This window comes from Mycobacterium intracellulare ATCC 13950 (assembly GCF_000277125.1).
Taxonomy (GTDB): domain Bacteria; phylum Actinomycetota; class Actinomycetes; order Mycobacteriales; family Mycobacteriaceae; genus Mycobacterium; species Mycobacterium intracellulare.
Genome location: NC_016946.1, coordinates 2711404 through 2731868 on the forward strand (window position 1 = coordinate 2711404; position 20465 = coordinate 2731868).

Genomic DNA, 20465 nt, shown 5'->3' on the forward strand with positions numbered 1-20465 from the left:
ATCAGGCCCCGGATCGTTCCGCCGACCATGACCGCCGGCGGCGATGCCGACATCCCGCGCCGGAAATGGTCGATCGCGTGCACTGCAAAGGCGGCGACGAACCCGATCGTCGCCGTTGGTATCGGACGCTGTGTTGTCACCGCATCCCAGTTGCCGGACATCGGCTTCTCCCAACTAGCGACTACTACAAACGGTAGTAGCTCTGGGGATGCGTGTAAATACCGCGACCGCGGGGTGTGGCCGCCGCCCCGCTTAGGTCGACGAACCCTCCAAAGTCGCGCGGCGTCAATGTCTGAACAACTATTCAAATAGGACACATATGTTCAGCGACAGTATATGTTTTCGCGTCGTGAACATATATTTCCATAGCAAATTCAGAGCTCCCGTCGTTGAGTTTATCGAACCATAGGCGGGCCAATTAAAATCAATGAGAGCGTGTACGAAAGGCAAAGTTCAGCCCTTTTTCACGGCAGCGGATGCGTTGAACGTGTCGCTTCGCGATAAATACCGTCTCGGGGCAACCGGACACGTCGGTGTGTTCGTCCGGGGGTCCAGTCCACTGAAGGGAAGTCAGATGTCGTCCGCATCTTCTGCTCCAGACAAGCTGTCGGCCGCGGCCGCAAACCTGCAATCGATCGGCGCGGCACTCAAAGCTGAGAACACCGCCGCGGCGGCCCCGACGGTCGCGGTCGTTCCGGCCGCGGCAGATGAGGTTTCAATGTTGACCGCGGTGCGATTTGCGGCTCATGCTCAACGGTTTCAGGAACTGAGTGCGCGCGCGGCCGCGATCCAAGACCTGATGGTGGTGATGCTGGCCGCCAGCGCCGGCTCTTATGCGGCGATCGAGGCGGCCAACACGTCGTCGGCGGAGTGAGCGTTCGGGCGTCCGGGGATCTGCCGTCGCGGCGGCCAAGAGAATTCGGTAACAGGGGCGCGCAAAACGCATTGGCGAGTGCCAAACTACCCTCAAATCAATCCCACGACTATACCTCGCAATACACGATGATCGACAACGCCATTGTTTACGTGACGACATTCGTGAAAGGTTTGGTGTCCGCGGCCGCGGCGGCCAAGCGGTCGAGGATAAGAGTGTGATGGCGCTGGACTACGTCGCCGCCGCCCACGGACGTATCTGCGCCGGGCTATGGGCAGCCGCGTGGGGTGCGCGTGATGGCCAGGCACCCAGCGAACCCGAAAGAGATCAGGCCGGGGTGTTTGTGCTCGAGTAGGCCTTGAAATTGCGGATCAAGGGAATAACCGCATTGCCCGAGACCGCTGCGCGCTGACGGGTCCGAAACGAAGGATGGCGACGCATCGCCTCGCTACGTTCGCGTTCACGACGTTGGGCGGCGGCCCATACCGGGTGGGACTGAAGGAAAATAACCGTGCCTTCTTGGGTATTCGCCACGATCGTCACTCCTCTCAGACCACCCGCAAAGCAAGGACAGTGGTTATTGGATCGTGATCCCAGAATGCCCGCCGAATCCTGAGACCAAACCATCCCCCTAGATGAGAATTGACCGTGAATTCCCAAATCTCGTCCGGGTGCCCCTGCCGTGCCGCCGGCCCGCGCTCGGCCGACCGTGATTCGAACCGTAGCGGCAGGCTCCGACAATTCCCGTTTACCGTCGTGCACGGCCGGCTGCTAGGGTCCCTTGCTTATGCCGGAGATCGATCGCCGCCGCATGATTTTGACAACCGGAATCGGGGTGCTGGCAGCCGCGCTGCCGGCCCCGAAAACCTGGGCCTCCCCGGCCGGACGGGATGAACCCGCCGGTCGGATACCGGCGCCCGCCGCGCCCAGCGGCCAGTCCGGGACCTACATATTCGCCGACGAATTCGACGGCCCTGTCGGTTCTGCACCCGATGCGTCCAAGTGGGTGGTGGCGAAAGCCCGCGAGACGATCAAGGACCCGACCTATTGGGAGCGACCCGAGAACATCGGCCAGTACCGCGATGATCGCCGGAACGTGTTCCTGGACGGCAAGTCCAATCTGGTCCTGCGCGCCGCCAAGGACGGACCCACCTACTACAGCGGCAAGGTTCAGAGCACCTGGCGCGGCGGGGTCGGCCACACCTGGGAAGCCCGGATCAAGCTGAACTGCCTGACCGCGGGCGCCTGGCCCGCCTACTGGCTGGGCAACGACGACCAGGGCGAGATCGATGTCATGGAGTGGTACGGCAACGGCAACTGGCCCTCGGCCACCACCGTCCACGCCAAGGCCAACGGGGGCGAGTGGAAGACCCACAACATCGCGGTGGACAGCGCATGGCACACCTGGCGATGCCAGTGGGACGAGGCCGGCATCCGGTTCTGGAAGGACTACGCCGACGGCGCGCAACCCTACTTCGACGTGCCGGCCAGTGCCCTGCCCGATTGGCCGTTCAACGGGGCGGGTTACACGGCCTATCCGGTGTTCAACCTGGCGGTGGCCGGCTCGGGTGGCGGTGACCCCGGCCCCGGCACCTACCCCGCCGACATGCTCATCGACTGGATCCGCGTCTGGTAGACGGGCGCGCTCAGTGCGTCAGCAGGGCGGTCGCGCTCCAGGCCCGGCCACCCGGACGGCGGGGATCCGGCTGCGGCAGCCACGCGAGCGGGCGCATCACCAGAGGTAGGCGACGCATGCGGTGGGCGGCCACATACAGCGCTTGCACGTCGACGGTGCGCCAGCCGAGGTTTTCGAAGTAGGCCAGCCCGTTCTCGGGTGCGAACTTGAACGGCGCGTTCTGCAACATGCCCGCCATCTTCTTGTTCATCATCTTCTTCAAACCGGGCCCGGCGAAGTCGAGCATCCACCAGTGGACCTCGGGCCGCGTGATCGCCGCGGAAAGGGCGGTCACGTCAGCGTCGTCCAGATACATCAGCAGGCCCTCGGTCAGCACCAGCGCCTTGGTTGCGCCGTCGAGCGCCTCGTTCAGGAAGGCGTCGCGGGCCTGAGGGTCGGCGAGATCGACGGCGGTTCGCGTCAACCGGCAGCGCGGCACCTGCTCGGCGAGCACCTGCGTCTTTTCGGCGAGCAGCTTCGGCAGATCCGCTTCCACCCAGACGAAGTCGGGGGGAAGGTCCAGCCGGTACGGCCTGGTGTCCAGCCCGGCGGCCAGATTCAGCACCCGGTCGCATCCGTCGGCGATCGCGTCGGCGATGGCGTCGTCGATGATCTTGGTCCGCGCGACCAGCCACCAGCCATTGCGGGTCGTGCGGGGCACGTTGTCGACGATCGCGCGGCCGTGGTCACCGGCCAGGAGTCCGGCGAGCGGGTCGCTGAACAACGCGTCGGGGCGCGCCGATTCGGTGGCCCGGTGCAATGCCGTCCACCGGGCCGTGTCCGAAACATGGGTGATCGCGTGCGCGGGGCCAGACATACGTTGCGTTATAGCACCTCGTTGCCGCCCTACTGACCGGCCCCGCCCGCGCGGCTTTCGCGCGAGAGTGCGACTCCGACGGTCTCTCTCGGAAAGCGTGTCGGCAGTTGCACTCTCGCACGTCGGATTGCCCGCGGCGGGGTCCGACCGGGATCTACAGCTGCGCCCAGACCGACTTCGTCTTCAGGTAGATCTCCAGGCCCTCTTTGCCGAACTCGTGGCCCCAGCCGGACTGCTTGTAGCCGCCGAAGGGCACATCGTGGTCGAAGACCAACTGGCAATTGACCTGAACGCTGCCGGCCTGCAGCCGCCTCATGATGCGGTGGGCCCGGCCGAGGTTCTCCGTCCACGCGGTGGCCGCCAGGCCGTAGGTGGTGTCGTTGGCCAGGGCCACGGCCTCGTCCTCGTCGTCGAACGGCAGGATGGTGACCACCGGCCCGAAGATCTCCTGCTGGTACAGGCGCATGCCCGGGTCCACGTTGGTCAGCACCGTCGGGTGGACGAAGTAGCCCTTGCGGTCCAGGCGGTGGCCCCCGGTGACCACTTCCACGCCGTCCTTCTTGCCTTCGTCGATGAATCCCATCACCCGGTTCAGCTGCTTCTGACTGATCAGCGGGCCACTGACGCAGCCCTCTTCGCTCGGGGCGCCCAGCTTGAACGAATTCGCCATCATCGCAATGCCTTCCACGACCCGGTCGTAGACCCCGCGCTGGGCGAAGATGCGCGACCCGCACACGCAGCCCTGGCCGGAGTGCACGAAGATGCCCAGCGACGCCATCATGATGGCGTTGTCCAGGTTGGCGTCGTCGAAGATCAGCACCGGCGATTTCCCGCCGAGTTCGAGCGTGACCTTCTTCAGGTTGTCCGCCGAGGCACGCACGATCTCCTTACCGACCTCGGTCGAACCGGTGAAGGCGACCTTCTCGACGTCGGGGTGCGCGGTGATCGCGGCGCCCGCGGTGTGGCCGTAACCGGTCAGCAGGTTGACGACGCCCTCGGGAACGCCGGCCTCGTGGATGAGCCTGTCCAACAACAGCGCCGACAGCGGCGTCTCCTCGGCGGGCTTGACGAGCAGGCTGCCGCCCGCGGCCAGGGCCGGCGCGAGTTTCGCGCTGGCGTTGAAGATCGGGCCGTTCCACGGGAAGATCAGCCCCACCACGCTGTACGGCTCTTTGAGCGTGTAGGCGTGCATGTTGACGTAGTTGTCGGTCGCGATGCCGTCGGTCTTGACGTCGTAGGCGACGCCGTTGATCTTCGAACACCAACCGGCGTAGTAGCGGAAGAACTCCGAACAGGTGGACATCTGTAACTGGGCCTGCATCAAGGGCATTCCCGTGTTCAGGGAGTCGAGTTGGGCGAACTCTTCGGCGTGTTCGTCGATCAAATCCCCAATCCGCCACAAGATCTTGGCCCGCTCGCGGCCGGGAAGGTCGGACCAGACACCCGACTCGAACGACGCCTTCGCCCGCGCGGCGGCCTCGTTGACCGCTTCCTGCCCGCAGTCGGTGAACTCGGTGATCGTCTCCTCGGTCGCGGGATCGATGACCGTGATGACGTCACCCGTTCCGGGTCGCTTTCGAAGGTCGTCCAGTACCGCCTGCACCGTCATCTGATCCCTTTCGTCTTGCCAGTCGTCGCAACCAGCGCCGAATGCGCTCAGTGCTGAGCACTTGCTTAGCATTCTGCACACGGCTGGTCAAGCATTCGCAGGCGGATGGGCTCAGCGCAGTTCTTGGATACGAATGAGGTTGCCCGCGGGATCGCGCACGGCGCAGTCGCGAAGGCCGTACGGCTGGTCGGTGGGCTCCTGGACGATCTCGACGTCATTGCCCTGGAGCTGTTCGAAGGTGCCGTCCAAATCCTTGGTGGCCAGCAACAGTGTGGCGTAGCTGCCCTTGGCCATCATCTCGGCGATGGTGCGGCGCTCGTCGTCGGTGAGGCCCGGGTTGGCGGCCGGGGGGTTCAAGACGATGGAGGTGTCCGGCTGGTTCGGCGGGCCGACCGTGATCCAGCGCATCGCGCCCTTGCCGACGTCGAGGCGGACTTCGAAGCCGAGAACGTCGCGATAGAAGGCGAGTGACGCTTCCGGATCGTCATGGGGAAGGAAGCTCGAGTGAATGGTGATGTTCATGCGGTCAGGCTAGGTCCGGTCCGCCGGCGGCTGCTTCTCGATTCCTGATCGGTCTCGACACCTGTTTGGCCACGCATGGCGGTATGCCGGCCAGCGCATCGGTTGACTGCCGGCGATAAGTGCTGGGTGGTACACCCACCAATTCGGTGAACCGGCTACTGAAGGTGCCCAATGACGAGCAGCCGACCGCGAAGCAGACCTCGGTGACGCTCAGGTCGCCGCGGCGAAGCAGTGCCATCGCGCGCTCGATGCGTCGCGTCATCAAGTAGGAGTACGGCGATTCGCCGTAGGCAGAACGGAATTCGCGGCTGAGGTGGCCGGCGGACATGTGCGCGTCACGGGCCAGCGCTTCGACGTTCAACGGCTGCGTGTAGTCGCGGTCGATTCGGTCCCGGACGCGGCGCAACAGAACAAGGGTCCGCAGCCGCTGCGCCGTCGCGTCCGCTCTGCCGGTCACTCCGGGCTACCGCAATCGGTTAGACGCCGACAAGTTCCGGGTGGAACTTGGCCGCCATGCGGCGAATTCCCTCCCGCCAGTCGACCGTGGTGCCGCCGATGAGCTCGTGCATCCTGTCGACGGTGGTGGGGTTGCCGCGTAGCGCTTGGTCGCTGGGCTCGAAGATCGGCGCTTTGCCGACCAGCGAGCCGAGATAGTCACACCACTCCTGCAGGCTGACGGCCTGGTCACCGCACCAGTTGACGGTGGTGGCCGGGACCGACGCGACCTGAAGCAGCTTGGGGATGGTGGCGATGATGTCGTCCTCGTGAATCGGGTTGTAGCGGGCGGGTTCGCCGGGCGGCACGGGGATCGGGATGCCGGCCAGCATCATCTCCATGTGGTAGAACGGCCACCCGCCGTTGTCGCCGTAGGGGACGTTGAGCCGGGCGATCGTGGTGGGCAGTCCGATGACACGGGCCACCGAACGGGCGACCACCTCCCCGGCGATTTTGGAGATGGAATAGGTGGGAAACACCGACTTGTGGTTGTCCCCCAGGGCGGAGCGCTCGCTGCGGGGGTCGTCGTCCGGGGGGTCGTAGACGGCGGCCGACGAACAATGCAAAAAGGCCTTCGCCTCGCGGCAGTGGGCCATGAGCAGGCCCACCGACTCGGCGTTGGCCGCCAGATCCTTGTCCCAGCTGCCGCTCTTGGCCACCGCCAAGTTGAGGACGTAATCGAAATCCTTTGGGATACCGTTGAAGTCGCCGGCGGCCAAATTCACTGTCTCGCATCGAATTCCGGCCGCCTCGAGGCCTTGTCGCGCGGTGGGATCGGTGAAGCGGGCGATCCCCCACACTTCGTTGTCGGCCGCGAGCGCCCGGGCGATGGGGGTCGCGATTTGACCGGTTGGACCGGTGATCAGGATCTTCGAGCCGCGCATGGGCGCAATGCTAGCGAGGAGCCGTTGGGCCGTCAGTGGATCCGTCAACGTTCGCCGGCGGATCACAGCCCGGGCTGGTCGTCGATGATGCCCAGCCATATCTGCGCGGCGTCGATGGCCACCTTCTCGCTGATGAAGGCGTGCTGGGTTCCGGTGTAGATGTCACGGAAGGCGCGCTCGAGCCGGCTGCCCTCCCGGATCGAGGTGGTCCCGGCGACGAGATGGGCCCACTCGGCGCAGCTTCGGGCGGTGTCGGTGGCGAAGACGGCGGCCACCCGCATGTCGGCGCGCAGGGCCGGTGTCAGCTCCTCCCCCGAGGCCACCGCCGCCTCGGCGGTGGTGAACGCGTCGAGCACCAGCAGCCGGGCCGCACGCCAGGCCGCGCGGTGATGCGCCAGCCCCTTCTGGAAGGTCGGGCGGCTGGCCAGCGACGCCATGTCACTCATCCGGAATTTCGTCGCGGCCAGCTCCTGAACGTCGTCGAGCATGCTCTTGGCGACGCCCAGGGCCCACGACGCGTGCCCGGCCGCGGTGACGGGCATCAGGCCCATCCGGGAGGCCGGCGACGATCCCCGGTGCGGCCGCCGGGTGAACAGTTCGAACGTGCGGCCTGCCGGGACGAACACGTCGGTGGCGCTGTAGTCGTAGGACCCGGTTCCCTTGAGCCCCTGGACATACCAGCCGTCGTCGAAGCTGATCTCGGAGCGGGGAATGACGGCGACCCGCATCTCGGGGAAACCTTCACTGATCCAGCGCATCTCGCCGTTGTCCATCGGCAGGAATCCGGCGGCAACGTAGTGCGAGTGCCCGATTCCCGAACCGAAGTTCCACGCCCCGGTGACGGCGTAGCCGCCGTCGACGGCGGTTCCCTGTCCGTTGGGAAAGAATTGACCGCCCATGGTGACGCGGTTGTCGTGGGCGGTGAACACCTCGGCGAAGCCCTCGTCCGGCAGGTATGCGGCGGCGGCGAAGGACGACGGCAGATTGGCGATCCCCACCCAGCCGAACGACCCGTCCTGCCAAGCCATTTCGATCCAGGTCTCGATCATCTCGGTGAAAGACGGCTCGACGCCGCCGGCGGCGACGGGGTTGAACGCCGACATCAGCCCGCTGGCCCACATCTCGTCGACGATCGCCGGAGTCAGGGTGCGCATGCGTTCGGATTCGGGGGCCTGGGCAGCCACCAGCTCGCGCATGCCGCGCGCGAGCGAGACGACCCGGTCTTCGGTGTCGGCGATCGACGTCATGGGGGTGACCGTATCAACCGGCCATGGCTTTGAGAACGAAAATCGGCCGTCGCGGCACGTCGTTTACGGTGTGGGTTGTGCGCTGGATCGTCGACGGCATGAATGTGATCGGAAGCCGCCCCGACGGTTGGTGGAAGGACCGCGAGGGTGCGATGGTCGCATTGGTGGAGCGCCTGGATCGATGGGCCTCGAGTCAAGGAGAAACGGTGACAGTGGTTTTTGAGCGACCGCCGTCGAGGGTGATCGCGTCGTCGGCGGTCGAGATTGCCCACGCCCCCAGGGCGGCCGCGAACTCGGCCGACGACGAGATCGTCCGGCTGGTCGCGGCCGACGCCGCGCCGCGCGACATTCGGGTGGTGACATCCGACCGCGCGCTGACCGAGCGGGTGCGAAGCCTGGGGGCGTCCGTCCATCGGTCGGAAAGCTTTCGCGACCTTGTCGATCCGCGGGACCGATGACCGCCGGCGCGCCGGGCCCCGTACCCAACCGGGTCTGCGCGCTCGCGCGCATCGACATCCCGATCATGCAGGCCCCGATGACCTACATCGCCGGCGCCCAGCTGGCCGCGGCGGTGTCGAACGCCGGGGGCCTCGGCATCATCGAGACCACCTCGGATCAAGGCCGAGCCGACCTGCGGCGCGTGCGCGACCTGACCGACGGCGCCGTGGGCGCCAACATCGCGCTGCTGTTCAACCGTGATCCCGCCATGCTGGATTTACTTGTCGCCAACGACATTCGGTTCGTGACCACCTCGGCCGGGGACCCCTCGCTGTTCACCGATCGGCTGCACGACGCGGGCATCACGGTCTTCCACGTGGTGGGCACGTTGGCCGCGGCCCGCAAGGCCGTCGACGCCGGCGTGGACGGGCTCGTGGTCGAAGGCGTCGAGGGCGGCGGCTTCAAGAACCGCTTCGGCGCCTCCACCATGGTGCTGCTGCCCTTGGTGGCGGCCCACGTCGACGTTCCGATCGTGGCCGCCGGCGGGATCTGCGACGCCCGGTCGATGGCGGCCGCTTTCGTCCTGGGCGCCGAAGCGGTGCAGATGGGCACGCGGTTACTCGCCTCGGCGGATTCGCCGGTGCACGGCAATCTCAAGCAAGCGGTCGTCGACGCCGACGAGACGGGCACGGTAATGCTCCCCCTCGACGGCAAACGGATGATGCGCGTCATCCGCACGCCCGCGGCCGAGCGGCTGGACGCCGCGACGTCTGCCGGCGAGGGCGCCGCGGCGCTGCAACGCGTGCAGCGGCTCTATTTCGACGGCGACCTGGACGCCAGCGTCGCCAATACCGGCCAGGTGGCGGGTCGTATCGACGACCTGCCCCCGGCCGCCGACATCATCGATCAGATGTGGAAAGGCTGCCGCGAGGTGCTCGCCGCCACCGCCGACCGCCTCGGGACGGTCGGCGGCGAGGCGCGCGCCTAGCGTGCCGCGAGATCAGCCCGCCGCGGCCAGCGCCGCGTCGTAGTTGGGCTCCTGCGCGATCTCGGGCACCAGTTCGGTGTAGGCGACGTTGCCGTCGGCGCCGATCACCACGATGGCCCGCGCGAGCAGCCCCGCCATCGGGCCGTCGGCGATGGTGACGCCGTAGTCCTCGCCGAAGCTGTCCCGGAACGCCGACGCGGTCTTGACGTTCTCGATGCCCTCGGCGCCACAGAATCGCGCCTGCGCGAACGGCAGATCCTTCGAGACGTTCACGACGGTCGCCCCGCCCCCGGCGGCGCGCTCGTTGAATGTCCGCACACTGGTCGCGCAGACCGGGGTGTCCACGGACGGAAAGATGTTGAGCACCACGGGCTTACCGCCGAACTGCTCGCTGCTGACCGGGGCCAGATCGCCGCCCGTCAGGCTGAAGCCCGGGGCTTTGGATCCGACGGGGGGCAGCTCGCCGACTGTGTTGATCGGGTTTCCACGCAACGTTATCTGTGCCATGCGCACAGTCTGCCAACACTGCCGCGAGCGCGATGGGGCAGGGTGGGCGCAGGCCCGCGTGTCCTAATTGGTGGGGTGCATGGCGTAGACGCCAGGCCGTCGCGTGTCCAACACTGGGTTCATGCCTCGCAAGGTGGTGATCGCCGGTTATCCCGGCGTGCAGGCGCTCGATGTGATCGGGCCTCATGACGTCTTCACGACCGCGTCGCTGTTGACGGGCGGCAGCTACGACGTCACCGTCGCCTCGGTCGACGGCCAACCAGTGTCGACGGCTACCGGGCTGGCCTTCGTCGCGGCGCCGTTGCCGGACCCGGGCGACTCGATCGACACGGTCGTGCTGCCCGGAGGCGGCGGCATCGACGCGGCGCGCGCCGATGCCGAGCTCGTCGCCTGGGTCAAGGCCGTCGCCGGACATGCCCGGCGCATGGTGACGGTGTGCACCGGCGCGTTCCTGGCCGCCCAGGCGGGGCTGCTGGACGGGCAGCGGGTGACCACCCACTGGGCCTTCGCCGAGCGGTTGGCGAGCGAGTTCCCCGCCATCGAGGTCGACGCCGACCCGATCTTCGTCCGGAGCTCCGAGACCGTGTGGACCGCGGCGGGCGTCACGGCGGGCATCGACCTTGCGCTCGCGCTGATCGAGGAGGACCACGGCACCGAGGTCGCGCAGACGGTGGCTCGTTGGCTCGTGCTGCATCTGCGCCGCCCCGGCGGGCAGACGCAGTTCGCGGCGCCGGTGTGGATGCCGCGGGCCCGCCGCGACTCGATCCGCGAGGTGCAGGAGACCATCGAGGCCGAGCCGGGCGGTTCGCACAGCGTCGACGACCTGGCCCGCCGGGCGGCGATGAGCCCGCGCCACTTCACCCGGGTGTTCACCGCCGAAATCGGCGAGGCGCCCGGCCAGTACGTCGAGCGCATCCGCACCGAGGCCGCGCGCCGGCAGTTGGAGGAGACCGACGACACCGTCGTCGCAATCGCCGCCCGATGCGGCTTCGGAACCGCGGAGACGATGCGCCGCAATTTCCTTCGCCGCGTGGGCATTTCGCCCGACCAGTACCGCAAGGCCTTCGCTTAGCCGGAAAGGACGACACTCATGACCCAAATCGCCTTCGTGGCCTACCCAGGATTCACCGCGCTGGACATGATCGGCCCCTACGAGGTGCTGCGCAACCTGCCGGGCGCGCAGGTGCGGTTCGTCTGGCACGAGGCCGGACCGATCACCGCCGACTCCGGCGTGCTGGTCATCGGCGCCACGCACACCCTGGCCGAAACACCCTCTCCCGACGTGATTCTCGTCCCCGGAGGTCCCTCGACCCCGGTCCATGCCCGCGATGACGCGCTGCTCGACTGGCTGCGCCGCGCGCACCGCACCGCACGCTGGACGGCGTCGGTGTGCTCGGGCTCGGTCATCCTGGCCGCCGCGGGCCTGCTCGACGGGCGGCGGGCGACGTCGCACTGGCTGACGATTCCCGCGCTGAAGGCCTTCGGCGCCATCCCCGTGGCCGACGAACGGATCGTGCACCAGGACGACATCGTCACCAGCGCGGGTGTGTCCGCCGGCCTCGACCTCGCGCTGTGGCTGGCCGGACAGATCGGTGGCGAAAACCGCGCCAAGGCAATCCAACTCGCGCTCGAATACGACCCGCAGCCGCCGTTCGACTCGGGCCACATGTCGAAGGCGTCTGCGACCACGAAGGCCGCGGCGACGGCGCTGCTGTCCAAGGACAGCGTGAAGCCCGCCAACGTCAAGGCCACGACGTTGCTGGCCTGGGAGCAGGCGCTGGGTAGGGTCCGGTCGCGGCGGCGCAGGCGCCAGCCGGTTCGTTTCCCCGCCTAGCACCGCCGACTGCGCGCCGTGAGCTTCACGCGTCAGGCGCAGGTTCGACAGGAGCCGGCAAGGGAAACAGGCGCCGGAACCTCTCCACGACGGCGCGGTCGCCGACGATGCGTAGCGACCCGTCCTCGACCATCCCGTCGAGCCCATTGTCGGTGCGGAGCAGCGACAGGAGCGTGGCCTGATCAGTTACCAGGGTGGCGTCCGGGTGATCGTCCTCGCCGCGCGTGAGGCTGAGCTCGCCGCCGGTGATGCGGAGCCGAAAGGGTTGACCGCTCAGATGGATTGCGATTGTCGCGTCCAATCCGGCTGCGGCTCGTCGGTCGAAAAGGGCTGTCAGGGAAAGCATCAGGGAGTCGACGCTCAGCGGAGCGTCGTAAGGCATGGACGGTGAGCGGCTGGCCCAGCGGGCCAGCCCGAGCACGGTCGGCGCCAATTCGGCCCCCCACGGCGTCAATTCGTAGACCCAGGACGCGCTGGGCGGGTTGAGCCGACGCCGGAGCACGACTTGCGCGTCGGTGAGCTCGCGCAATCGCTGGGTAAGCATGTCCGGACTGGCGCCGGGCAAGCCGGCCAGCAGATCCGTGAAACGTTTTGGGCCGAGCAGCAGCTCGCGAACCACCAACAACGCCCAACGCTCACCGACCAAATCCAGCGCGTGGGCCACCGCGCACCCGGTGTCGTACCTGCGTTTCCCTGCCATGAACGGCAGTCTACCAGTGCTAATTGGATTACCCAAGTTCATACTTGGAAATTCCAAGTAGTCGGATTAGCATCGAACGTGTCCACTCGGACGACCATCAAGGAGAGAGAGTCATGCCCGTATTCACCGTTGACGCACCGATCGGTGCGCCACCGAACGCCAAGCAAAAAATGCTGAAGGAGATCACCGATGCGCTCGATGAGGCCTATCCCATCCCCGATACCCGCGGATGGCTGCGGGAGTACTCGGCTGACAACGTGTCCCAAGATGGTCGCGTGCGAGCCGAGCCGATCCGACCGGTGGTTTCCTTGGAAGCGCCCGAACTGGCGAACCTCGACGCCAAGAGGAAGTTGGTGCAAAAGATCGAGTCGGCCGTCGGCGCGGCCTACGACGGGATCGCCAACATCGACGAAGTTCTCGTGTTGATCAATCACTACCCGTTACGCGACGTCGGCTGGAGGGGCAGCCTTCAATCCGACAAGCCGGAAATCGTTGAAGCGGTCGCCGCGCTGAACCGCTGAGATCCCGCACGGCAGCGGACTCGCCGATCGGCTTGGACCGGGGTGCAGACGCGGTGCTCTGGTCCAAGCCGGTACGGTGCGCGGGGACGCCGGTCGGCGTCAGCTTTTCGAAATGCTTTGGCGCGCAGCACGCCTTGCAGCTTGTGGCCGGCGACGCCTAGGCGTTGGGCTGCAGGATCTCGGTCGTGGCGAGCTGCCCGCCGGCCTGCATCCATGCCGCGACGACACCGGGCGCATCACGGTCCGGGTTGTAGATGTCCTCCTCGCTGGAGAACAGGCCGTTCCCGGCATAGACCAGCCGGGTCCAGTTGGGGAACCAGAACGGTTCGCCGTCCGGATCGGTGGGATGGTCCAGCAGGTTCTTGATCATGACGACGACGGCGTCGTTGTCCTCATCGTGGGCGATCCAGTCGTTGGGAAAGCGCATGTGCGGAAACGGCGCCATCACCGCGACGATCCAGTCCCGGACCGCCTCGCGCCCGTGGAAGACGCCGTAGTGATGCTCGGTGTAGACGACGTCTTCGGTGAACAGATCCGCGAAGGGACGCCAGTCGCCCGACGCGCTGCACCCCTCGACGACCTTGGTGTAGTTCTCGACGGCTTTGTCGATTTCTGCCCTGGTGAATTTGCCCATAGCGGACACACTAGAACGTGTTTCGGTTTCGGGTTGCCCGTTGCGAATAGGGTTATCGAATGAACGTGTGGGACCTGTTCGACTTGCGCGGCAAGCGCGCGTTGGTGACCGGGGCGTCGAGCGGCATCGGCAAGAAGGTGGCCCAGGCGTATCTGCAAGCCGGCGCCCAGGTGGCCCTTGCGGCACGGAATTTCGAAGCCTTGCAACGCGTCGCCGCCGAGCTGGCCGCAGCCGGGGAGGGCAACGTGGTGCCGATCCGTTGCGACGTGACCCAACCGGACCAGGTGGGCACCATGGTGGACCGGGTGACCGCGGAGTTGGGCGGCATCGACGTCGCCGTGTGCAACGCCGGGATCATCGCCGTCACGCCGATGCTGGAGATGTCGCCGGAGGAGTTCCAGCGCATCCAGGACACCAACGTGACCGGAGTCTTTCTCACCGCCCAGGCGGCGGCCCGGGCGATGGTCCGCCAGGGACACGGTGGCGCCATCATCACCACCGCCTCGATGTCCGGCCACATCATCAACGTCCCGCAGCAGGTCGGCCACTACTGCGCCTCCAAGGCGGCCGTCATCCACCTGACCAAGGCGATGGCAGTCGAATTCGCGCCCCACAACATTCGGGTCAACAGCGTCAGCCCCGGCTACATCCTCACCGAGCTCGTCGAGCCCCTCGAGGAGTATCACCGCCTGTGGGAGCCCAAGATTCCGCTCGGCCGCATCGGCCGGCCCGAGGAACTCACCGGCCTCTACCTGTACCTGGCCAGCGAGGCGTCCAGCTACATGACCGGTTCGGACCTCGTGATCGACGGCGGATACAGCTGCCCGTAGCGCTTCGTCACCGCTCGATCTCGCCGGAGATCCCGCGTTCGATCTTCGCCTGCGCAGTGGACGGCAGCACCAAAATGCCGTCGAGTTCGCTGCGGGCAACCTCGTAGGCGCGCTGACGTTCGTGCGCCGCCGCCGCGGGGTCGGCGGCCACCCGAAGCAGACTCTGGGCGCGGGCAATCCGTTGCTGATCCGCCTGGGAGAAATCGTTGCGGCGTCGGCGCATCGCTTCGGCCTCCGCGGCGTTGAACGCGGTCGCGTAATCCTCGACGGCTGCCATGTATTGGGCGGCGGCTTCCCGATCGTCGAGCAGATCTTCGGCCTTGGCGGGCCGCAGGAAGTCGGCGCGGAGTTTGGCCTTGTGGAACGCGACCGTCAGCGCATCGCGCATGTCGGTCATGAGCGGAAAGTCCAGCAGCTTGGCGACGTCGAGTTCGTACTCGAGCCAACGATCATCGGTGCGGTTGTGCTCGTCGAGGACGCGCCGGATCGCGCGCCACCGGGCCGCGTGGTTGTTGGCGGCGGCCCCGCCGGCGGGCGCGTCGGGCAGTGGCGCCCGGTCGGCTTCCCGCGGCTGCTCGTCGGCGCGCCGCCGGTAGGCGCCGAACGCGCGCGCTGCGGCCACGATCGCGCCCGTCAGCGGCAGGATCACGATCAGCAGCTCCGCCAACCGGAATAGCAAGCCCACATGGCCAGGATGCCATCAGGACGGTCGGTGTTCGGTCACTCTGCGGGCGCACCCGCCGCCGAGCGTGGGGACTACGGACGAATCCGGTGCGGTTCGCGTCCCTGGGACCCACACTCGACGCCGCACGAATCCGGTCAACTCTGTGGGCGCGCCCCGAGCACATCGCGAAACAACGCCTGCCGCAACGCGAGTTCACGGGGGTCGCTCCACAGGTGAAACCCGAGCCGGTTCATGACGTAGGCGAAGCCGATGCCCGTGTCGGGGTCCGCACATCCGATGAACCGAACGTGAAGTGCGGCACCGGCTTACAGAAGCCGAGCGAATACGCCACGTCTACGTGCATCACCTTGTCGCGCACGCCCTGACTCGGCGAGATCGCCGGCGCCGCCAGGGACTCGAGCGTGGCGGCGCTCAGCGCCACCTCGGCGCCTCCGGCGGCGGCGCTGCCGTACACGCGCGCCACCGATCTGGCGGTTCCGATGCCGTTGACCGACGGGATCTCGACCGCCCGGACGTCGTCGCGGTTGTAGTCGCCGTTGAACGCGTTGACCCCCCGTGGGACCCCGACGGTGCGTGCCGTCAGGCCGACGGGATTGAGTGAGGCGCCGACGAACCCGGGGGGCATCACGCCCAGGTGCAGAAGTGTTTCCGCGCGCACCCAATTGTGGACGTGGGCGACTCGCGTGCGGTCGACCGAGTCCGGCAGGCCGATGTGCAGGTCGAGTCCTGACGGCGTGACGATCTCGTCGGCCAGGAATCGGCCCAGGGTGCGGCCGGCGGGGTCGCTGTGGCGGATCAATTCGGATTCGTACCAGCCCAGCGTGATCGCGTGGTATCCGTGCCGGGTGCCCGGTCGCCACGCCGGTGTCTGGGCGGCCAGGATCGGCGACAGCCGCTCCGGGTCGGCCACGTCGGCCAGCGTCGGCTTCGGTTTGAGCGCACACAGTCCGGCCTGATGTCCCAGCAGTTGGCGGACCGTGACATCCGCCTTTCCCGATTGGGCGAATTCCGGCCAGTAATCGGCGACCTTGGCGTCATAGGAGATGAGTCCGCGGGACACCGCCACCGCCACGACGAGGGCGGCCACCCCTTTGGTCGTGGAGAACATGTTCACCATCGTGTCGGGCCGCCACGGATCCTTGGTCAGTCCGTTCCGGTACCCGCCCCACAGGTCGACCACCTTGGCGCCGTCGCGGTAGACGGCGACGGCCGCGCCGACTTCCGCGCCGCCGCGAAGAGTCGCGCGGAAAGCGTCGGCCACCTTGCCGTAGCCGGCATCCACGTCGCCGCCGATCAAGTCCGGCGACACCGTCATCTTGAGAACCATCTGGCGCCTCCGAGTGGAGATTAGCCAGCCGGGTGCGCACGCGGGGCCGGTTTGGGCGCCCCGGTCAGTGGGCGCTTAGGCCGCAGCCGAGGTATTCAGCGCGGCATGCCCGACGGGCCAGTTTGCCGCTGGTGGTCCGCGGGATGGCGCCGGCCGGCAGCAGGCGCACGTCCGAGACCGTCAGGCCGTGTCGCCGCGAGACCGCCTCGTGGATCGCCTCGATCGCCGGCTGTGGGTCCTGACGGCTGGTGCCGGCGGCACGTTCGGCGACGACGACGAGCCGGTCGGTGCCCGGGTTGTTTTCGGCCGGTACGGAAAACGCCGTCACGTATCCGCGCCGAATCATCGGGGACGCCTCGGCGACGGTGGCCTCGATGTCGTGCGGATAGTGGTTGCGGCCCTCGATCGTGATGAGGTCCGCCATCCGCCCCGTCACGTACAGCTCGCCGTCGAGGTACACGCCCAGATCGCCGGTGCGCAACCACGAGCGTTGGAGATCGGCGCCGTGGGCATGGCTGCCGTCGGTCAGTCGCGATCGCAGTTCGGCGCCGAACGCCAGCCGAGTCGCCTCGGGCAGGCCCCAGTATCCGCGACCAATGTTGTTGCCCTGCAACCAGATTTCGCCCACCTGACCTTCGGGCAATTCGGCTGCGTTGCCGGGGTCGACGATCACGGCCCATTCGCTACGTGCCACCTGGCCACAGGACACCTGAGCGACGGCGTTGGGAGCGTCCGCGGGAACGCGGACCGCGTGCCCGGCGCCCAGTTGTTCGCGGTCGAAGTACACCGCCGTCGCTTCCGCCGTTGGGGCGATGGTCGCGACGAGCAGCGTCCCCTCGGCGATGCCGTAGGACGGTTTGAACGCAGTGCGGGGCAACCCGTATGGCGCGAACGCCTTGTTGAAGGTCCTGATCGCGTCGATGCTGACCGGTTCGGAGCCGATGATCATCACCACGTTGCGCAGATCGATGTCCTCGCCGCCGGTGGGCAGGCCGCGCTGTGCCGCCCACTCGTAGGCGAAGTTCGGCGCGGCGGTGACGACGTTGCCCTGCCGCGAGCCGTCGGACAGCGCCTGGATCCACCGCAATGGCCGGCGCACGAACGCGGCCGGAGACATCAGCGTGGAATGGCCGCCGTAGACGGCGGGAAAGCCGATCATCGACAAACCCATGTCGTGGTAGAGCGGTAACCAGCTGACGCCGTGGGTGTTTCGGTCCAAGAGGTCGATCGACAGGATCATCTGCACCAGGTTGGTGCCGACGGCGCGGTGGGTGATCTCCACGCCGACCGGCGGCCGGGTGGATCCCGACGTGTACTGCAGGTGCGACACGTCGTCCATGCCGAGCTCGGTCGCCTCGAACGACTCGCCGGCCGAATCGGGGATCTGGTCGATGGCGATCACTTCCGCCCGGCCCAGGTGGGGGTGGTCGGCCAGGAATTTCGCGACCGCGCCGTGCGCGGCGGTGGTCGTGAGCAGGACCGTGGGCTCCGAGTCGCGCAACGCGGTATCCAGGCGCTCGGCGTGCCCGGGCAATTCCGGGGCGAACAGCGGGACCGCGATGGCTCCGGCCTTGACGGCCGCGTAGAACCCGGCGACGTAGTCGATGCCCTGCGGCGCGAGGACCGCGACGCGCTCGCCACGGCTCGCGACTTGCTGGATGCGCGCGCCGATGGCTTCCAGCCGGACACCGAACTGGGTCCAGGTCACCTCGTCGGCCTTGCCATCCCCCGAGCCGCTGTAATCGAGGTAGCGATAGGCGACGGCGTCACCGACGTTGGCGATGTTGCGGTCGATCAGGGATATCAGGTTGACGCCGGGTGGCAGCGCGATACCCCCGTCGCCGTCCAGGCAGTCCTCGATTCGGAGCAGCCCGGGGACACCGGCGTCGCGCCGGGAACCGTGATCCATGCCGCCAGTCTAGGCAAGCCGATCAGGCGGGCCCTACGCCGACGAATCGGGAAACGCCAAGAGCGGCGGCCGCATTCGCTCATTCCGTGAGGTGTAGGTGGCCCCGTGGCCGGGTCCTGGTCGGGCGGGCGGTAGCCTACCGGCGAGCGGCGTCCAGGGCCATCGAAGGCCGTAGGGTTTGCTATCACCAGGAGTTGTCATGTCGGGCCGGAAGTTCTCCTTCGAAATCACCCGTACCAGCAGCGCACCCGCCGAGACGCTGTTTCGGCTCGTCGCTGATGGCGCCAACTGGTCGCAATGGGCCAAGCCGATCGTGTTGCGCTCGAGTTGGGCCCGCGAGGGCGATCCCGCACCGGGCGGGGTCGGGGCGATCCGCAAGGTGGGCATGTGGCCCGTCTTCGTGCAGGAGGAGACCGTCGCGTACGAACCGGACCGCCGCCACGCCTACAAGCTGGTGGGGCCGCCTACCCCGGCCAAGGACTACGCCGGCGAGGTGGTCTTCACGCCGAATGCGGCCGGCGGCACGGACATCCGCTGGACCGGCTCATTCACCGAGGGCGTTCGCGGAACCGGCCCGGTGATGCGCGCCGCGATGGGCGGGGCGGTGCGGTTCTTCTCCGGCCGCTTGGTGAAGGCGGCCGAGCGCGAGTCGAACGCCGGGCGTTAGTCAGCGCGAAATATGCGGTCCGCGAAGCACACTCGCGTGGCGGTTGGGTCGGTAAGCCGTTACTTGGACTCGACCTCGTCCTGATACTTCTTGGTCATGTGCGCGACCGCATCGAGCTGCGACTGCGCGAGGCTCTCCCGCGCCTGCCCGGCGCGCGCCGCCGCGTCCAGCGTCGGCTGAGCCTGGCCCTGAAAGTGCGGCATCACTTCGGCGGCGAACAATTCGGCGGATCGCCTGGTGGCGGCCGGATTCGCCCACTCGTGACCCATCTGCAGCATGCAACCGAACCCGCCGGACTGATCCCACAGCCTTTGCACCTGCTCGCGCGCCCGCTCGGGCGTGCCGATCACGCCCGCGCCGTTGTCGTTGATGACGTCGATCATCTCGTCGAGCTGTTCTCCCGGCATCGTCATCTGCGGGAACGCGGCCACCTTCTGGAAGTACCGGAACCACGGCTCGATGCCGAACTTGACCTCTTCGCGGGCCTGCTTTTCTGTCTCGGCGAGATGGAACAGGCCGACCAGGCTCCAGTTGCGGCGATCGACCTGCGCGCCGAAGGTCGCCGCGCGCTCCTCGACGATGTCCCAGTGGTACGACAGCGCGTTGAAGCCCTCGACGGTCAGCGTCGCCCCGATGGACAGCAGCCCGATGCCGTGCTTGCCGGCCAGCCGCGCCCCCGTCGGCGACGCGACCGCGGCGACCGACAGCGGGATCCCGCCATCGGAGTACGGGGCGAGCTGCAACCTGGCGTCGAACAGCTGATGGGTTGCCGTTTTGGCGCTGACCGTCTCCCCCGCCAGCAGCCGCACGACGATGTCGAGGTTCGTTTCCAGCAACTCGCGCGTGTCGGTGGGGGTGAGTCCGATCATCGACGAGTCGCTGGGCAGCGAGCCCGGCCCGACACCGCCGATGATGCGGCCGTGGGTGAGATGGTCCAGCAGCATCAGCCGATCCGCGACCCACAGCGGATTGTGATACGAGAGCGAAATCACCCCGGTGCCGAACCGGATTCGCTTTGCACGTTCGGCGGCGGCGGCGATGAAAATCTCCGGGGAGCTGATGATTTCGCTTCCGGCGGAATGGTGCTCGCCCAACCAGACTTCGTCAAAGCCAAGGGCGTCGAGATGCTCGATGAACGCGAGATCACGCTGCAGGGCCAGCGTCGGATTGGTGCCCGCGCGATGAAAGGGGGCGATGAAGTATCCAAACCTGAGCTTGCCCATGGGATCCCTTTGCAGTCGAGTCCCCCGAACCATAGCTCAACGGGCGCTGCGGGAAGCCAGAAAAAACCCGAGAGTTATC

General features: G+C 67.2%; 22 protein-coding genes and 1 pseudogene. 9 read left to right on the forward strand and 14 right to left on the reverse strand.

Annotation, left to right across the window (positions count from 1 at the left end):
• Positions 1–574: 574 nt before the first annotated feature.
• Complete coding sequence (locus OCU_RS37530; RefSeq protein ID WP_009954846.1) at positions 575–874, forward strand: PE family protein; 300 nt, start codon at positions 575–577, stop codon at positions 872–874.
• A gap of 327 nt (positions 875–1201) precedes the next feature.
• On the opposite strand, the gene OCU_RS51080 is transcribed toward OCU_RS37530, so the two are convergent.
• Positions 1202–1408: a hypothetical protein gene (locus tag OCU_RS51080; RefSeq protein ID WP_131810880.1), complete on the reverse strand. Its 207-nt coding sequence runs from the start codon at positions 1406–1408 to the stop codon at positions 1202–1204.
• A 253-nt stretch (positions 1409–1661) separates the two neighbouring features.
• Between OCU_RS51080 and OCU_RS37535 the strand changes: the two genes are divergently transcribed.
• Positions 1662–2510, forward strand: coding sequence for a glycoside hydrolase family 16 protein (locus tag OCU_RS37535; RefSeq protein ID WP_009954847.1), 849 nt, complete (start codon positions 1662–1664; stop codon positions 2508–2510).
• 10 nt (positions 2511–2520) lie between these two features.
• Here OCU_RS37535 and OCU_RS37540 read toward each other — a convergent pair whose 3' ends face one another.
• The 6 genes from OCU_RS37540 to OCU_RS37565 form a co-directional block, all read right to left on the reverse strand.
• Positions 2521–3366 (reverse strand): class I SAM-dependent methyltransferase, encoded by an 846-nt coding sequence (locus tag OCU_RS37540; protein ID WP_009954848.1) that lies wholly within the window; start codon positions 3364–3366, stop codon positions 2521–2523.
• A 154-nt stretch (positions 3367–3520) separates the two neighbouring features.
• Positions 3521–4975, reverse strand: a complete 1455-nt coding sequence (locus OCU_RS37545) for an aldehyde dehydrogenase family protein (protein ID WP_009954849.1) — start codon at positions 4973–4975, stop codon at positions 3521–3523.
• Between the two features lie 111 nt (positions 4976–5086).
• Positions 5087–5497 carry a VOC family protein gene (locus tag OCU_RS37550; protein ID WP_009954851.1) on the reverse strand — a complete coding sequence of 137 codons (411 nt, stop codon included), beginning with the start codon at positions 5495–5497 and terminating at the stop codon, positions 5087–5089.
• A gap of 4 nt (positions 5498–5501) precedes the next feature.
• Positions 5502–5954 carry a helix-turn-helix transcriptional regulator gene (locus OCU_RS37555; protein ID WP_009954852.1) on the reverse strand — a complete coding sequence of 151 codons (453 nt, stop codon included), beginning with the start codon at positions 5952–5954 and terminating at the stop codon, positions 5502–5504.
• A gap of 19 nt (positions 5955–5973) precedes the next feature.
• On the reverse strand, positions 5974–6876 hold the full coding sequence (locus OCU_RS37560; RefSeq protein WP_009954854.1) for an NAD-dependent epimerase/dehydratase family protein: 903 nt from the start codon (positions 6874–6876) through the stop codon (positions 5974–5976).
• A 62-nt stretch (positions 6877–6938) separates the two neighbouring features.
• Positions 6939–8123 carry an acyl-CoA dehydrogenase family protein gene (locus tag OCU_RS37565; RefSeq protein ID WP_009954855.1) on the reverse strand — a complete coding sequence of 395 codons (1185 nt, stop codon included), beginning with the start codon at positions 8121–8123 and terminating at the stop codon, positions 6939–6941.
• Between the two features lie 77 nt (positions 8124–8200).
• Between OCU_RS37565 and OCU_RS37570 the strand changes: the two genes are divergently transcribed.
• On the forward strand, positions 8201–8581 hold the full coding sequence (locus OCU_RS37570; RefSeq protein ID WP_009954856.1) for an NYN domain-containing protein: 381 nt from the start codon (positions 8201–8203) through the stop codon (positions 8579–8581).
• Entirely contained in the window at positions 8578–9549 is a 972-nt protein-coding gene (locus tag OCU_RS37575; protein ID WP_009954858.1) for an NAD(P)H-dependent flavin oxidoreductase, read from the forward strand. Before OCU_RS37570 ends, OCU_RS37575 begins: the two co-directional genes overlap by 4 nt.
• A 12-nt stretch (positions 9550–9561) precedes the next feature.
• Here OCU_RS37575 and tpx read toward each other — a convergent pair whose 3' ends face one another.
• Entirely contained in the window at positions 9562–10056 is a 495-nt protein-coding gene (gene tpx, locus OCU_RS37580; RefSeq protein ID WP_009954859.1) for a thiol peroxidase, read from the reverse strand.
• A gap of 121 nt (positions 10057–10177) precedes the next feature.
• Between tpx and OCU_RS37585 the strand changes: the two genes are divergently transcribed.
• The gene (locus OCU_RS37585) at positions 10178–11128 is read left to right on the forward strand and encodes a GlxA family transcriptional regulator (protein WP_009954860.1); all 951 of its coding nucleotides are present in this window, start codon (positions 10178–10180) and stop codon (positions 11126–11128) included.
• Positions 11129–11146: 18 nt separating this feature from the next.
• Complete coding sequence (locus OCU_RS37590; protein ID WP_009954861.1) at positions 11147–11890, forward strand: DJ-1/PfpI family protein; 744 nt, start codon at positions 11147–11149, stop codon at positions 11888–11890.
• Positions 11891–11915: 25 nt separating this feature from the next.
• On the opposite strand, the gene OCU_RS37595 is transcribed toward OCU_RS37590, so the two are convergent.
• Positions 11916–12554 carry a winged helix-turn-helix transcriptional regulator gene (locus tag OCU_RS37595; protein ID WP_009954862.1) on the reverse strand — a complete coding sequence of 213 codons (639 nt, stop codon included), beginning with the start codon at positions 12552–12554 and terminating at the stop codon, positions 11916–11918.
• A 149-nt stretch (positions 12555–12703) separates the two neighbouring features.
• Between OCU_RS37595 and OCU_RS37600 the strand changes: the two genes are divergently transcribed.
• Entirely contained in the window at positions 12704–13111 is a 408-nt protein-coding gene (locus OCU_RS37600; protein WP_009954863.1) for a tautomerase family protein, read from the forward strand.
• A 157-nt stretch (positions 13112–13268) separates the two neighbouring features.
• Here OCU_RS37600 and OCU_RS37605 read toward each other — a convergent pair whose 3' ends face one another.
• Positions 13269–13745: a nuclear transport factor 2 family protein gene (locus OCU_RS37605; protein ID WP_009954865.1), complete on the reverse strand. Its 477-nt coding sequence runs from the start codon at positions 13743–13745 to the stop codon at positions 13269–13271.
• 59 nt (positions 13746–13804) lie between these two features.
• Here OCU_RS37605 and OCU_RS37610 point away from each other — a divergent pair, with 59 nt between their 5' ends.
• Positions 13805–14575 (forward strand): SDR family oxidoreductase, encoded by a 771-nt coding sequence (locus OCU_RS37610; protein WP_009954866.1) that lies wholly within the window; start codon positions 13805–13807, stop codon positions 14573–14575.
• Positions 14576–14582: 7 nt separating this feature from the next.
• On the opposite strand, the gene OCU_RS37615 is transcribed toward OCU_RS37610, so the two are convergent.
• The 3 genes and pseudogenes from OCU_RS37615 to OCU_RS37625 all read right to left on the reverse strand — a co-directional run bounded on the left by OCU_RS37615 (position 14583) and on the right by OCU_RS37625 (position 18496).
• Entirely contained in the window at positions 14583–15260 is a 678-nt protein-coding gene (locus tag OCU_RS37615; RefSeq protein ID WP_014380143.1) for a hypothetical protein, read from the reverse strand.
• A gap of 134 nt (positions 15261–15394) precedes the next feature.
• Positions 15395–16587, reverse strand: a pseudogene (locus tag OCU_RS37620) (serine hydrolase domain-containing protein).
• 64 nt (positions 16588–16651) lie between these two features.
• Positions 16652–18496, reverse strand: a complete 1845-nt coding sequence (locus tag OCU_RS37625) for a fatty acyl-AMP ligase (protein ID WP_009956986.1) — start codon at positions 18494–18496, stop codon at positions 16652–16654.
• A gap of 199 nt (positions 18497–18695) precedes the next feature.
• Here OCU_RS37625 and OCU_RS37630 point away from each other — a divergent pair, with 199 nt between their 5' ends.
• Positions 18696–19163 (forward strand): SRPBCC family protein, encoded by a 468-nt coding sequence (locus OCU_RS37630; protein ID WP_008256767.1) that lies wholly within the window; start codon positions 18696–18698, stop codon positions 19161–19163.
• A gap of 59 nt (positions 19164–19222) precedes the next feature.
• On the opposite strand, the gene OCU_RS37635 is transcribed toward OCU_RS37630, so the two are convergent.
• Complete coding sequence (locus OCU_RS37635) at positions 19223–20386, reverse strand: LLM class flavin-dependent oxidoreductase (protein WP_009956988.1); 1164 nt, start codon at positions 20384–20386, stop codon at positions 19223–19225.
• Positions 20387–20465 lie beyond the last annotated feature (79 nt).